The organism is Kitasatospora sp. NPDC101447 (genome assembly GCF_044767225.1).
Taxonomy (GTDB): domain Bacteria; phylum Actinomycetota; class Actinomycetes; order Streptomycetales; family Streptomycetaceae; genus Kitasatospora.
In genome coordinates this window covers 221,161-234,690 of the sequence record NZ_JBIWNL010000011.1, presented here as the reverse complement: position 1 = coordinate 234,690, position 13,530 = coordinate 221,161, and the positions used below count along the sequence as shown (strand labels likewise).

General features: G+C 75.6%; 12 protein-coding genes and 1 pseudogene. 9 read left to right on the top strand and 4 right to left on the bottom strand.

Annotation, left to right across the window (positions count from 1 at the left end):
* The first annotated feature begins 139 nt into the window (after positions 1–139).
* The gene (locus tag ACIRST_RS18560) at positions 140–1,135 is read left to right on the top strand and encodes an ATP-binding cassette domain-containing protein (RefSeq protein WP_402803146.1); all 996 of its coding nucleotides are present in this window, start codon (positions 140–142) and stop codon (positions 1,133–1,135) included.
* A gap of 40 nt (positions 1,136–1,175) precedes the next feature.
* Positions 1,176–1,940: an ABC transporter permease gene (locus ACIRST_RS18555; protein ID WP_350520881.1), complete on the top strand. Its 765-nt coding sequence runs from the start codon at positions 1,176–1,178 to the stop codon at positions 1,938–1,940.
* Positions 1,941–2,093: 153 nt separating this feature from the next.
* Here ACIRST_RS18555 and ACIRST_RS18550 read toward each other — a convergent pair whose 3' ends face one another.
* The 4 genes and pseudogenes from ACIRST_RS18550 to ACIRST_RS18535 form a co-directional block, all read right to left on the bottom strand.
* A complete protein-coding gene (locus tag ACIRST_RS18550) occupies positions 2,094–3,380 on the bottom strand; it encodes a PLP-dependent aminotransferase family protein (RefSeq protein ID WP_402803145.1) in 1,287 nt (428 codons plus the stop codon).
* Positions 3,377–4,333: pseudogene (locus ACIRST_RS18545) on the bottom strand (alpha/beta hydrolase); the annotation flags it as partial. The pseudogene ACIRST_RS18545 and the gene ACIRST_RS18550, both read right to left, overlap by 4 nt.
* A 79-nt stretch (positions 4,334–4,412) precedes the next feature.
* Positions 4,413–5,204 carry a class I SAM-dependent methyltransferase gene (locus ACIRST_RS18540; RefSeq protein WP_402803144.1) on the bottom strand — a complete coding sequence of 264 codons (792 nt, stop codon included), beginning with the start codon at positions 5,202–5,204 and terminating at the stop codon, positions 4,413–4,415.
* Positions 5,205–5,248: 44 nt separating this feature from the next.
* Positions 5,249–6,343: an alpha-hydroxy acid oxidase gene (locus tag ACIRST_RS18535; protein ID WP_402803143.1), complete on the bottom strand. Its 1,095-nt coding sequence runs from the start codon at positions 6,341–6,343 to the stop codon at positions 5,249–5,251.
* Between the two features lie 184 nt (positions 6,344–6,527).
* Between ACIRST_RS18535 and ACIRST_RS18530 the strand changes: the two genes are divergently transcribed.
* The 7 genes from ACIRST_RS18530 (at position 6,528) to ACIRST_RS18500 (ending at position 13,482) form a co-directional block, all read left to right on the top strand.
* Positions 6,528–7,970: a class I adenylate-forming enzyme family protein gene (locus ACIRST_RS18530; protein WP_402803142.1), complete on the top strand. Its 1,443-nt coding sequence runs from the start codon at positions 6,528–6,530 to the stop codon at positions 7,968–7,970.
* A gap of 62 nt (positions 7,971–8,032) precedes the next feature.
* Positions 8,033–8,308 carry a phosphopantetheine-binding protein gene (locus ACIRST_RS18525; RefSeq protein ID WP_350520887.1) on the top strand — a complete coding sequence of 92 codons (276 nt, stop codon included), beginning with the start codon at positions 8,033–8,035 and terminating at the stop codon, positions 8,306–8,308.
* Positions 8,305–8,661 carry a hypothetical protein gene (locus ACIRST_RS18520; RefSeq protein WP_402803141.1) on the top strand — a complete coding sequence of 119 codons (357 nt, stop codon included), beginning with the start codon at positions 8,305–8,307 and terminating at the stop codon, positions 8,659–8,661. Before ACIRST_RS18525 ends, ACIRST_RS18520 begins: the two co-directional genes overlap by 4 nt.
* A 53-nt stretch (positions 8,662–8,714) precedes the next feature.
* Complete coding sequence (locus ACIRST_RS18515; protein ID WP_402803140.1) at positions 8,715–9,878, top strand: beta-ketoacyl synthase N-terminal-like domain-containing protein; 1,164 nt, start codon at positions 8,715–8,717, stop codon at positions 9,876–9,878.
* A 13-nt stretch (positions 9,879–9,891) separates the two neighbouring features.
* On the top strand, positions 9,892–10,419 hold the full coding sequence (locus tag ACIRST_RS18510) for a hypothetical protein (RefSeq protein WP_402803139.1): 528 nt from the start codon (positions 9,892–9,894) through the stop codon (positions 10,417–10,419).
* Between the two features lie 193 nt (positions 10,420–10,612).
* Complete coding sequence (locus ACIRST_RS18505; RefSeq protein ID WP_402803138.1) at positions 10,613–12,229, top strand: class I adenylate-forming enzyme family protein; 1,617 nt, start codon at positions 10,613–10,615, stop codon at positions 12,227–12,229.
* Positions 12,226–13,482 carry a beta-ketoacyl-[acyl-carrier-protein] synthase family protein gene (locus ACIRST_RS18500; protein ID WP_350520892.1) on the top strand — a complete coding sequence of 419 codons (1,257 nt, stop codon included), beginning with the start codon at positions 12,226–12,228 and terminating at the stop codon, positions 13,480–13,482. Before ACIRST_RS18505 ends, ACIRST_RS18500 begins: the two co-directional genes overlap by 4 nt.
* The last annotated feature ends 48 nt before the right edge of the window (positions 13,483–13,530 follow it).

Here is a 13,530-nt window from a genome sequence, read left to right as displayed (position 1 = left end):
GATCACACGTCCATTGGTCTAGGCCATTGTTTCCGGGTGGGAGTTCACCCTAGGGTGTCGCAGCAGCACCGCCCTCCGCAGGTGCCGAGCACCGCCTTCCCAGGTGCCGTGGCAGCCCATCCCCGTACGGGAGTTCCGGTTGATCGAGACCACGGGACTGCGCAAGTCCTACCGCAAGAAGACCTCCCGCCGCAGCGGCGACAGCCGGAGCGTCGACGCCGTGCGCGGCATCGACCTGGCCGTCGCCGCCGGCGAGATCTACGGCTTCCTCGGCCCCAACGGCGCCGGGAAGACCACCACCCTGCGCATGCTGGCCACCCTCATCCGCCCCGACGACGGCCGCGCCGTCATCGCCGGGGCCGACCTCTTCACCGACCCGGCCGGGGTCCGCCGCCGGATCGGCTACGTCGCCCAGGGCGGCGGCACCACCGACAACGTCAGCGCCCGCGAGGAGCTGGTGCTGCAGGGCCGGATGTACGGCGCGGCCAAGGCCCAGGCCGTCCGGGCCGCCGAGGACGCGCTCAAGGCCTTCGACCTCGGCGAGTTCGGCGACCGGCCGTGCGCCACCTACTCCGGCGGCCAGCGCCGCCGGGTGGACATCGCCCTCGGGGTGATCCACCGCCCCCGGGTGCTGTTCCTGGACGAGCCGACCGTCGGGCTGGACCCGTCCGGCCGGGCGCACGTCTGGGAGGAGATCCGCCGGCTGCGCACCGAGGGTATGACCGTCGTGGTCACCACCCACTACCTGGACGAGGCCGACGCGCTCTGCGACCGGGTCGCCATCGTCGACCACGGCCGGGTGGTGGCCGAGGGCACGCCCGAGGCGCTCAAGCGGGAGATCTCCGGTGACGTCGTCCTGCTCGGCCTGGCCGCCGGGGAGGGCGCCGTCGAGCGGGCGGGCGAGGTGCTGCGCCCGCAGCCGTACCTGCACCGGCTGGAGCCCGACGGGGACCGGGGGCTGCGGCTGTACCTGGAGGACGGCGCCGCGGCCGTCCCCCGGCTGCTGCGCGCCCTGGACGCGGCCGGCGTGACACCCGGCACCGTCCAGCTCCAACGGCCCAGCCTGGACGACGTGTTCCTGGCCCGCACCGGACGCTCGCTGCGCCAGGCCGGCCCCGCGGCCGACACCCCATGACCCGCCGCCACCCTGCCCCGTCCGACCCCCTGGGGAGACCGTGAAGCTCGCCCGCGACACCTGGCTGGTCTTCCAGCGCCAGCTGCTGCTGATGATCCGCACCCCGGTCTGGATCGCCGTCGGCATCATCCAGCCCCTCTTCTACCTCCTGCTGTTCGCCCCCCTGCTGAAGAAGGTGCTCGCCCCCGAGGGCGCGAACAGCTACGCCGACGCCTACCAGGTGTACGTGCCGGGCCTGTTGGCGGTGCTGTGCATCTTCGGCGGGCTGTTCACCGGCTTCAGCCTGCTCGGCGAACTCAAGGCCGGGATCATCGAACGCTCCCGGGTGACCCCGGTGAGCCGGCTCGCGCTGCTGCTCGGACGGGCTCTGCGGGAGATGGTGGCGCTGCTGGTGCAGGCCGTCCTGATCACGCTGATCGCGCTGCCGTTCGGCCTGCGGGTGAGCCCGCTGAACCTGCTGCTCGCCTACCTGCTGCTGGGACTGCTGGCGCTGATGACCTCGGCGATCTCCTTCGGCATCGCCCTGATGGTGCCGGCCGACGCGGCGATGGCGCCGGTGGTCAACACCATCGCGCAGCCGATCGCGCTGCTGTCCGGGGTGCTGCTGCCGCTCACCCTGGCGCCGCAGTGGCTGCAGCAGCTCGCCCGGTGGAACCCCTTCTACTGGGCGGTGGAGGGCATGCGCGCGCTGTTCTCGGGGCACGCCGGGGACGCCGCGGTCTGGCAGGGGCTGCTGGTGGTCGTGGTGATGACCGCCCTGGCGGTGTACTGGTCGGCCCGGCTGTTCTCCACCCGGGTGCGCTGAACCCGGACACGCCGAACCGGGCCGCGCTGAGCCGGGCCGGGCCCGGAGACGGCAGAGGGAGGGGCCCGGCTCGCCATGAGCCGGGCCCGTGGGCGTGCGTGCGCTCAGGAGGCGTGCACGCCCACGCTGCGCACCCGCTCAGGAGGAGCGCACTCAGGAGCCGATGAAGGCCGCCAACTTCGCCACACCGTCGATGATCTGAGCCTGCGTCAGCGAACTGACGGAGAGCCGAAGGCGGTGCTCGCCGCCGCCGGCCGGGTAGAACGGCGCCATCGGTGTCCACAGCACCCCGTGGTCGCGGGCGCAGCGCTCCATCGCCGCGTCGTCGGCGGTGAAGGGCACGGTCAGCACGGCGAAGAAGCCGCCGTCCGGCCGGTTCCAGGAGACGCCCAGGCGGCGCCGCTCGGAGGCCGGGAAGTGCCGGTCCAGCTCCCGCAGCAGGGTGTCCAGGCCGGCCGCGTAGTGCGCCGTGGCACGGGCGTTGGCGGCGCGCAGACGGCAGTCGTGGGCCAGCAGCATGCCGCCGATGACGGCCTGGCTGAGCGCGGGCGTGTTGACCGTCGTCATGCTCTTCAGTTTGGCCAGCTCGTCGGCGAGCAGACCGCTGCGCCCGCCGGGGCCGGCCACCTCCTGGTCGGCGACGACGTAGCCGAGCCGGGCGCCGGGGAAGCAGGTCTTGGCGAAGGATCCCAGGTGGACGACCCGGCCGCGGCGGTCCAGCGCCTTGAGCGTGGGCCGCAGGCCCGGGGTGCGGGCGAAGAAGCCGTACGGGTTGTCCTCGATGACCAGGAGGTCCTCCTCGGCGGCCGCCTCCAGCAGCCGGGTGCGGGCGTCGACCGGCATGCTGGTTCCGGAGGGGTTGGCGAAGTCCGGGACGACGTAGAGGGCGCGCGGGCGGCGCCCCTCGGCGCGGACGGCCCTCGCGGCGGCGAGCACGGCCTGCGGGTCGGGCCCGCCGTCCGGGCCCTCGGGGACCGGCCGGGTGGTCAGGTCGAGCACCCGGGCGGCGCCGGTGACGCCGACGTAGCAGGGCGAGCTGACCAGCAGGACGTCGTCCGGGCCGGCGCAGAGCGCGCGCAGGGTGAGCAGCATGCCCTCCTGGGCGCCGACGGTGAGCACGAGGGACGCGGGGTCGACGGTCAGGCGCTCGTCGTTGGCGAGGGTGCGGGCCACCAGGTCGGCGATGATGCCCTTGGTGGGGCCGTACTGGAACAGCGTGCTGCGCACGGCGTCCCGGTCGAGCCCGCGCTCCGCGAGGTGGGCGAGGAAGCGCTCAAGGTGGGCCGGGACGTCCTCGGGCTCGAAGAAGCCCTCGTAGGGGCGGCCGGGGGCGAAGGAGACGGCCCCGGGGTAGCGGGTGGTGACCTCGTTGAGGAAGGTCATCGCGTCCAGCAGCGGGTCCGCGAGGGAGGCGTGCAGGTCTTCCAGCCGGAGCCTCACCGAAGGGCCTCCCGCAGCCGGCCGGCGGCGTGCGCCTGGGCTTCGGCGGCGGCGTCCAGGGTCCCGGTCATGGCGAAGAAGCCGTGCGGCACGCCCTCGTAGCGGCGCAGCTCCACCGGGACCCCGGCGGCTCGCAGCGCCTCGGCGTACTGCTCGCCCTCGTCGCGCAGCGGGTCGTACTCGGCGGTGAGGACGGTCGCGGGCGGCAGGCCCGCCAGGGTGGCGGCGCGCAGCGGGGAGGCGTACGGGGAGGCGCCGTCGGCCGGGTCGGCCAGGTAGTGGCCCCAGTACCAGGCGACCGAGCGGCGGTTGAAGAACAGCGGGTCGTCGTGTGCGCGCAGCGAGGGGGTGTCGGCGCCGTGGTCGGTGTTGGGGTAGACGAGCAGTTGGTGGCGCAGGGCGGGGCCGCCCTCGGCGCGCAGCAGGAGGGTCAGGGCGGCGGTGAGGTTGCCGCCGGCGCTGTCGCCGCCGACCGCCAGGCGCTCGGGGTCGACGCCGAACTCCTCGGCGCGTTCGACCAGCTGCCGGAGCGCGGCGCGGCAGTCGTGCAGGGCCGCGGGGAAGGGGTGTTCGGGGGCGAGCCGGTAGCCGACGGAGGCGGTGACGCAGCCGACGGCGTTGGTGAGGCGGCGGCAGACGGCGTCGCTGGTGTCGGGCGAGCCGAGGGTCCAGCCGCCGCCGAACAGGTAGAGCAGGGCGGGCAGTGGGCGGCCGGGCGGTTCGGGGCGGTACAGGCGCAGGGCGAGTTCGCCCTCGGGGCCCTCGATGCGGTGTTCCTCGACGGCGGCGACCGGTTCGGGGGTGCCGGCCGCGGCGCGGATGTCGGCGAGGTCGGCGGCGCGGGCTTCGGCGAGGGTGAGGGTGTAGAGCGGCGGTGCGCCGCTGCTCGCGCGCCGGGCGCGCAGGGCCTCGGCCTGGGGGTGCAGGGGCATGGGTGGTCCCGTTCTGGAGCGGGGGGTCGGTGGTCGGCGGACGGTTCGGGGACGGTCGGTGAGCGGTTCCGGGGCTGGTCGGGCGGGTGGTCGGGGGTGGTCAGCGGTCGGCCTCGACGTAGATCGTCTCGTCGGTGCGGAAGGCCGTGTCGAGGTCGGCGACGTCCGCCCGGGCGCCCTGCCGGTAGGCGCAGGGGCGGATCCGCTCGGGCGCGAAGCCGGCCAGGGTGAGGACGTGCCGCAGCTCGTCCAGGTCGTAGATCCACTGGTGGCCGTAGTGGCGGAAGATCTGGTTGACCAGGAAGGCCGGGCGGGCCGGCATCGGCGGGCCGAAGCCGAGGGTGGTCAGGCGTCGGCGGTGCTTGGCGAGGAAGCCGTCGCCGGTGGCGTAGCCGACCAGGTAGCGGGCGAGGTCGGGGGTGGTCAGGCGCAGGACGCCGCCGGGGCGCAGCACCCGGCGGGCTTCGCGCAGCCAGCCGACCGCGACGGGCATGGTGACGTGCTCGATGAGGTGCTCGGCGTACACCCAGTCGACGCTGGCGTCCGCGAAGGGCAGCGGCTCGGAGACGTCGAGCCGGGTGAACCAGCGGTCGCCGTCGACGCGGTACAGGGTGCCGGGCTCGGCGGTGGCCTGCGGCCCGCCGCCCGGCGAGGTGCACAGGGCGGCGAGGTCGGTTCCGAGGCCCTGCGGGTGGGCGGTCCGGAACGCGGCGAACTCGATGCCGGTGAGGCCGAGTTCGCGGAAGTCCGCGTGGTCGTGCGGCAGCCCGCCGGGGTGCGCTTCGAGCGTGTCGCAGGTGGCGACCTGCGCGCTGAAGGCGTCCAGGCGGGTGGCCAGGCCGTCGGGATCGTCCCAGTCCCAGCCGGGGAATCGGTCACTCTGCTCGGTCATCCGGGTCTTCCTCTCGAAGGTACGTGGCGCGGGTGCCGCGCGGTTCAGCCCGGGGCGCAGGGCCAGGGGGCGAGGGTCGTGCGGTCCAGGTCGGCGAGCCGGGGGCGGCCCAACAGGGCCATGGTGTGCTCCAGTTCCTCGCGCAGCAGGCCGAGCACCCGGTGGACTCCGGCTTCGCCGTCGGTGGCGAGGCCCCAGAACGCGGGACGGCCGACCAGCACGGCGCGGGCGCCGAGGGCGAGGGCGACGGCGATGTCCGCGCCGGTGCGCACGCCGCCGTCGAGCAGCACGGGCAGGTCGGCGGGGACGGCGTCGACGACCTCGGGCAGGGCGGCCAGCGCCGGTACGGCTCCGTCGAGTTGGCGTCCGCCGTGGTTGGAGACCAGGACGGCGTCGGCGCCGTGCTCGACGGCGAGCCGGGCGTCCTCGGCGGTGAGGATGCCCTTGAGGACCAGCGGCAGCCGGGTGCGTTCGCGCAGCCAGGCGAGGTCGCCCCAGCTCAGGGTGGGGTCGAACTGCTCGCGGGCGTGCTCGGCGATGCCCGAACTGCCCTTCGCGGCACGGTGGCTGGCCGTCATCAGGGCCGGGTCCAGGTTGACCGCGCGGACGGTGGGCGGGACGGCGAAGCCGTTGCGCAGGTCGCGCAGCCGGCGGCCGATCCGGGGGGCGTCCACGGTCAGCACCAGGGCGTGGTAGCCGGCCGCCTCGGCGCGTTCCACCAGGGCGGCGAGGACGGCGCGTTCGCGCAGCCAGTACAACTGCAGCCAGAGCGGGCCGGTGGCGGCCCCGGCGATCTCCTCCAGGGTGCGGCTGGCGAACATCCCGGCGACCAGCAGGGCGCCGGCGCGGCCGGCGGCGCGCGCGGTGGCGGTCTCGCCCTCCGGGTCGACCAGGCGGTGGTAGGCCATCGGGGCGATGCCGAGCGGGAGCGCGAGCGGTGCGCCGAGCAGGGTCAGTGCCGGGTCGCAGTCCGAGACGTCGACCAGGGTGCGCGGGCGCAGCGCATAGCGCCCGAACATCTCCCGGTTCGCCGCCAGGGTGCGTTCCGCCCCGCTGCCGCCTTCGATGAAATCCCAGATTTCCGGGGAAAGTTGTTCGCGCGCCGTGCGCTCGATCCCGGCCAGAGTGAGTACTCCCACGGGCGTTCCTCGTTCCCGGACGGCCACGCGCGGGCCGGTCCCGGTTCGGCAGCGTAGGAGCAACGGGCACATTGGTATAGACCTTGATTTGACCAAACGTCTGTGCCATGGTCTGGCAACGGAATTGACCGCTTTGGTTGTGAACGGCGTTCATGTCAAATCCCCTCACTTGTGTGGAGCCGCGTTGACCGGCTTTTCCTCTCCACTTCCGCCTTCCGCGGCACCGCCGCACTCCGACGCACCGGACGACTGGGTCGATCGCCTGCTGCTGGCCGGCCCGGGCGGCGAGGAGTGCCTGCGCCTCGGCGCGCCGCTCGACCGGGACGCCCTGCGTGCCCTGGTCGACGAGCAGTCCGTACGGCTGGCGACGGCCGGGCTGGGCCCCGGCGGGACGGCGGCGCTGCGGCTGCCGCCCTCGGTGGCGTTCGTCGCGGTGCTGCTGGCATGCTGGCGGATCGGCGCCCAAGTCGCCCTGCTCGACCACCGGTTGACCGACCACGAGATCGACGCGGCGGTCGCGCGGCTGGCCCCGCAGGTGCTGGTAGGCTCCGCCCACCGGCCCGCGGCGGCACTGCGCGGCTTCTCCGAGGTGGAGCCGGTGGCCGTCCCGCTGCCGGACGGACGACTGGCCCGCACCGGGCACGCGTTGATCCAGCTCAGCTCCGGATCGACCGGCCCGGCCAAGGTCATCGCCCGGACCGCCGGCGACCTGCTGCGCGAACTCGACTGCTACCGCAGGCTGGTGGAGTTCCCCGGCGAGGGCGAACGAGTCGTCCTGCTCTCCTCGGTCGTGCACGTTCTCGGCCTGGTCGGCGGGCTGCTCAACGGCCTGCACGCCCGTGCCGCACTCACCGTGCCGGAGCGGATGACGGCGGCGGGCATCCTCGCCGCGGTCGCCGGCTCCGACCGGCCGACCACCGTCATCGGAGTGCCGTTCCACGCCGAACTGCTGGCGGGGACGGTCGCTCCCCCGCCGCTGCCGCGGCTGCGACGGATGATCGTCGCGGGCGAACTGGTCCGCCCGGGCCTGCCCGCGCTGTTCACCGAGCGCTACGGCGTCCCGCTCGGCACCATGTACGGCATGACCGAGACCGGGGTCATCGCCACCGACCTCGACGGCACCCTCCACCCGGCCAAGCGCCCCGTCCACGGAATGCGACTGCGCCTGGTGGAGGGCGAGTTGCAGCTCTCCGCGGCGTCCTCCCCGTACCCCGGCCTGGACGACCCGACGCGCTGGTCGGACGGCTGGCTGCACACCCGGGACGCCGCCGGGCTGGACGGGAGCGACGGCCTGGTCACCGTGCTCGGCCGACTCGACTCCCAGGTGTCGATCGGCGGTCTGAAGGTCGACCTCACCGAGGTCGAGCAGACCCTCACCGCACTGCCCGGGGTCCGCGAGGCCGTGGTCGTCTTCGACGACGGCGCGATCGAGGCCTACCTGGCCACCGAACCCGACGCCGACCTCGCCCTGCTCCACGCCGGACTGGAGCGCCGCCTCGCCGCCTACAAGCGGCCGCGCCGCCTCGCCCTGCTCCCCGTCCTCCCCCGCACCTCCACCGGAAAGCTGCTGCGCGACCCGGCCGCCCTGCGCGGCTCCGCCACGGCCGGCGCGGCCGCCGCGCGCTGACCCGGCGCCCCGCCGCGCACCCCCGCACGTACGCACCAGAACCCCGACAAGGAGCCACCACCATGCAGGACCGCATCCGCGCGTTCGTCCTCGCCGCCCTGACCGACATGCAGTACGACGTCTCCGAGGCCACCGGTGACACCGACCTCGGCCCGGCCGGGCTGGACCTCGAATCCCTCGCGCTGGCCGACCTCTCGGTGCAGGTCGAGGACGAGTTCGGGATCAAGTTCGACCTGGACGAGATGGAGACCACCGCGCTGATGACCCTGGACGAGTTCACCGCCGACGTCGCCCGGCGGATCGACGCCCTCGCCGCCACCTCCGGCAGCGCCGCGTGACCGGCGCCCCGCGTCCGGACGACCTCCCGGAGCGGGCCGAGGTGCTCACGATGCTGGCGGCGTTCGGGCAGCGCGCCGCCGACACCGTGCCCGAGGAAGTGGGATCGCTCGAACTCACTTGGCTCGTAGCCGAGTTCGAGCAGCGCTACGGCCTGCAGCTGGACCTGGACGACGAGCGCTTCGGCGCGGTGCGGACGGTCGACGACGCGACCGCCCTGCTGCGCGACGCCGTTCTGAGCGAGCGCGCCGTCCTGAGCGAGCGCGCCGTCCTGGCCGAGCGCGCCGTCCTGGCCGAGCGCGCCGTCCTGGCCGAGCGCGCCGGTCCGGCCGAGCCCGCGGGCGCCCGGCCGTGAGCGGCGTCGCCACGGGCGCAGGACCTCCCGGGCCGCTGGGCCGGGCGGGGCCGGTGGTCACCGGTGTCGGCGTGCTCAGCGCCGCCGGGCGCGGGCTCGCCGCGCTCACCGAGGCCGCCGCCCACGGCAAGGCCGCGTTCGGCCCGGTCACCCGCTTCGACGTGCGGACCCGCCGCACCAAGCGGGCCGCGCTGCTGCCCGACGCCCTGCTGTCCGGTGCAGCACTGCCGAGCGCGCCGCCGACCAGCCCCCCTGCGCCCGGCTCCGGGTCGGCGCCCGCCTCGCCCGCCCCGGCCGTGGCGGTGCTCGACGCGATCGCCCAGGCCTGCCACCAGGCCGGCCCGGGCGCCACCGAGGGCACCGCACTGCCCGTCCTGCTCGCGCTGCACAGCGACGAGCGGACCCGCGCCACCGTCGACGCGGTGGCCGCCGGGCTCCGCGCCGGCCGGACGGCCGCGGGCGTCAGCCGGGTGTACACCGGCGCCTGCGTCGCCGCCGCGACCGCCGTCGCCGACGCCGCCGCGGCGGTGGCCACCGGACGGCACGAGCGGGTCCTGGTCGCGGCCGTCCACCTGGTCGAGCCGGGCGTGTTCGCCGTCTTCGACGCCGGGCGCGCACTGGCCCACGACGGCGAGCTGCGCCCGTTCAGCGCCGGACGGACCGGCACCCTGCTGGGCGACGCGGCCGCGGCCGTCGTGGTCGAGGCCGCCGCGGCCGCCGAACGCCGCGGTACGTCCGTGCTCGCCCGGCTGGCCGGCTGGGGCCGGGCCGGCGACGCCCACCACGTCTGCCGCCCCGAACCGGACGGCACCGGGGTGGCCCGGGCGATCGAGGCCGCGCTCGCCCGCGCGGGCGTCGCACCGGCCGAGGTCGGCTACGTCAACGCCAACGGCACCGGATCCCTCCTGGCGGACCTGGCCGAGGCCCGCGCCCTGCGGCGGGTGTTCGGCCCGCACACCGGGCACCTGCCGGTCAGCTCCAGCAAGTCCGTGCACGGGCACGCCCTGGAGGCCTCCGCCCTGCTCGAACTCGCCGTCCTCGTCGGCGCGTTGGGCACCGGAAAACTTCCGGTCAACGCCGGCTGGCTCGGCCCCGACCCGAACGTCGGCCTGGACCTCGTCCTGGACGGCCCGCGCACCGCCCGCCCCGCCCACGCGCTCAGCCTCAACTCCGCCTTCGGCGGCGCCAACACCGCGCTGCTGCTGGCCCCGGGATGACACCGACACCACCATGACCACCGCTGCCGACCACACCCACGGCCTGCGGGTCCTCGCCGAGGCCCGCCGCCCCTCCCCCGGCCTGACCGGGCCACCGCCACCGCTGCCCGGCTTCGCGGCCTCCGGCTTCAACCCGCTGGTCGCCGACACCGCCGACCGCTGCCTGCGCGAGCACCACGGCCCGCCACCCGCCCCCGGGCGGACGGCCCTGCTGCTGGCCAGCGCGAGCGGCGACCTCGCCACCGCGCGGGCCATCGATCAGAGCGCCGAACCCGGCCGACGGACCGGCCCGCTGCTGTTCTTCCAGTCCAACCCCAACGCCGTCCTCGGGCACATCGCCGCCCGCTGGGGCCTGACCGGCCCCGTCGTGGCGATCTGTCCGGCCGCCGCCGAACCCGGCCGCGTCCCGGCGGAGGCGTACGAACTCGCCGCACTGCTGCTCGCCGACGGCGACGCCGACCGGGTGCTGGTCGTCGCCGCCGAGCAGACGCCCGACGGCGACCACGCCGCGGCCGTCCTGCTCGCGGGCCCGTCGGCCTGAACGCGCCGAACGGGCCCCGAACGTCCTGAACGCCCCGCCCGCCCTACAAACCCCGAACGCCCAGCACGAGCTGCACCCCCTGCACGCCCAGAGCAGTCCCGAGCGCCCCTGCCGCCCGCGCGCGGCCGACCGACGCTGCCATCCGATCAGCCGCCCGGGCCGTCCACCGGCCCCGAGGGAGGGATCCACCCCCGTGACCATCCGCAGTCTCCGCACCCTGCTCGCGGACGACCCCGACGTCGGCGCCGGCAACGTCCTGACCGCCCGGATCGCGCTCGGGCAGGACGTCGACGAGCCGCTGCTCACCTTCGACACCCCGGTGGACCACCACCCGGCCTGGCAGCCGCTCACCCTGCGCGAGCTCGACCGGGCGGTCCGGGCCCGGGCCGCCGCCCTGCACGCGCTCGGCGTCACCCGGCGCGACCCGGTCGTGGTCTACGCGAGCGACGCCGCCGACCACGTGCTGGCCTTCCTCGCCCTGGCCCGGCTCGGCGCCGTCCCCGCCCTGCTCAACCCGAACCTGGACGGCGAGCGCGCCGCCCGCTACATCTCCCGCCTCGGCGCGACCGGCGTCCTCGCCGACCCGGCCCACCTCGCCGTACTGGCCGGCCACGAGCCCGGCGCTCCCCTGCTGCCCGAGATCGGCACCCTCGGCGCGGGCGACCCGGACGACGCCCCGGAGCCGTACCGGCACTGGTCCGGCGATCCGGTGGCGATCACCCATTCCTCCGGCACCACCGGCCTGCCCAAGGCCGTCGTCCACTCGCACGCGAGCCTGTACGCAGCGATCCGCCACCGGCTGCGGCTGCCCCGCCCGCAGGGCCAGGACCGCATGCTCAGCGCCCTGCCCGCACCGCACGCCGCGACCCTGATCGCGCTCAACCTCGCGCTCAGCTCGCACACCCGGCTCGCCCTCCTGTCCCGGCAGTCCGGCGACGGCGTGCTGGAGGCGATCGAGCGGTGGCGGCCCACCGGGGTGGTCGGCTTCGCCGCCACCTGGGCCGACCTGGCCCGCCACGACCTCACCGCCCGGGACCTCACCTCCGTCGCGCTCTGGTGGAACACCGGCGACTGCGCGCACGAGGTGCACATCCGCCGCCTGATCGCCACCGGCAGCCGGGAGACCGTCACCCGTGCGGGCCGCGCCCGCGTCCCCGGCTCGCAGTTCGTGGACGGCCTCGGCTCCACCGAGATGGGCCACTCGCACTTCTTCATCACCCACGGCCCCGGCACCGAGCGCTACGGCCGCTGCGTCGGCCGCCCGCACGCCTTCGTCGACTGCGCGGTGCTCGGCCCGGACGGCGAACCGCTCGGCCCCGGCGAGGTCGGCGAACTCGCCACCGCCTCACCGACCTTGGCGCTCGGCTACTGGAACGACTCGGCCACCACCTTCCGCACCCGGGTCCGCGGCCGCTTCCTCACCGGGGACCTGGTGTACCGGGACGAGGACGGCTACTACTACCACGTCGACCGGGCCGTCGACTCGGTCGAACTCGGCGACGGCGGAAGGCTGTTCACCGCCATGTCGGAGGAGCGGGTGCTGGCCGCCCACCCGGACGTGCTGGACTGCACGGTGGTGGCGTTCCGGGACGGCGAGCGGGTGGTCACCGACGTCCTGCTGCTCCTCGCCGAGGGCGCCGACCCGTCGCTCGACCGCACCGCGGCCGTCCTCGCCGCCCTGGACGGGCCCACCGCCGCGACCGTCCGCCGGGTGTCGGTGGTCTCCGGGGACGACATCCCGCTCGGCCCGACCGGCAAGGTCCGCAAGGTCCTGCTGCGGCAGCGCCACCTCTCGGCGGTCGGCGCATGACCGGCCGCGAGGGCGCCGTCGTCACCGGCATCGGCCTGGTCACCCCGCTCGGCCGCAAGCCCGCCGAGGTGTTCGAGGCGCTGACCGCCGGCCGCTCCGGCATCCGCGCCGTCCCCGAGGGCCACGCCGCGCACGGCTGGCTGCCCGCCGCCGGGATCGCCCCCGCCGTGGACGGCCGGGAGGTGCTGCCGCCCACCGAGACCCGCTGCGTGGACCGCTTCGTGCTGCTCGGGCTGGCCGCCGCGGACGACGCGCTCGCCGACGCGGGCCTGGTGGTCGGCCGGGACGCCGACCCGCACCGCACCGCCGTGGTGCTGGCGACGGGCGGCGGCGGGCTGGAGACCTTCGAGCAGCAGTCGCACCGCCGGCTGGAACGCGGCCGCCCCGGCGTCAGCCCGTACCTGCTGCCCGGCATGCTCTCCAACATGGCCGCCGCCCGGGTCGCCATCAAGCACGGCATCCGGGGGTACAGCTCCGCCGTGGTGACGGCCTGCGCGGCCGGCGCCCAGGCGATCGCCGAGGGCCTGCGGCTGATCCGGGCCGGCGACGCGGACGTGGTGGTGTGCGGCGGCACCGAATCCTCGCTGCACCCGACGATCGCCGCGGCCTTCACCAACGCCCGCGCACTGGCCCAGGGTTGGGACGAACCGGAGCAGGCGAGCCGGCCCTTCGACGCCCGGCGCAACGGCTTCGTGCTCGGCGAGGGCAGCGCGGTGCTCGTCCTGGAGAGCGCGGCGCACGCCCGGGCGCGCGGCGCCGGCGGCTACGCGGAGGTCATCGGCTGGGGCGCCTCCACCGACGCCCACCACCCGACCATGCCCCGGCCCGACGGCACCGGTGCCGCCGACGCGATGCGCGCCGCGCTCGCGAGCGCGGGCCTGGCCCCGGGCGACATCGACTACGTGAACGCCCACGGCACCGGCACCAAGCTCGGTGACGTGGCCGAGACCGCGGCCCTGCACGCCGTCTTCGGCGCGCACCGGCCCGCGGTCAGCTCCACCAAGGGCGCCACCGGCCACCTCCTGGGCGCCGCAGGCGCGTTGGAGGCGGCGGTGACCGCTTTGGCGGTGGCGAGGGGGACGCTGCCGCCCACGCTCAACCTGACCGACCCCGACCCGGCCTGCGACCTCGACCACGTCCGGGGCAGCGCCCGGTCCGCCCCGGTGCGCGCCGCGCTGAGCAACGCCTTCGCCTTCGGCGGCCACAACCTCAGCCTGGTCCTCGGCCCCGCCCGGGCCGGGGCCGCCGGATAGCGCGCCGGCCCACCGATCCACCACCTGCCATCCCTCCGGGGGGAGATC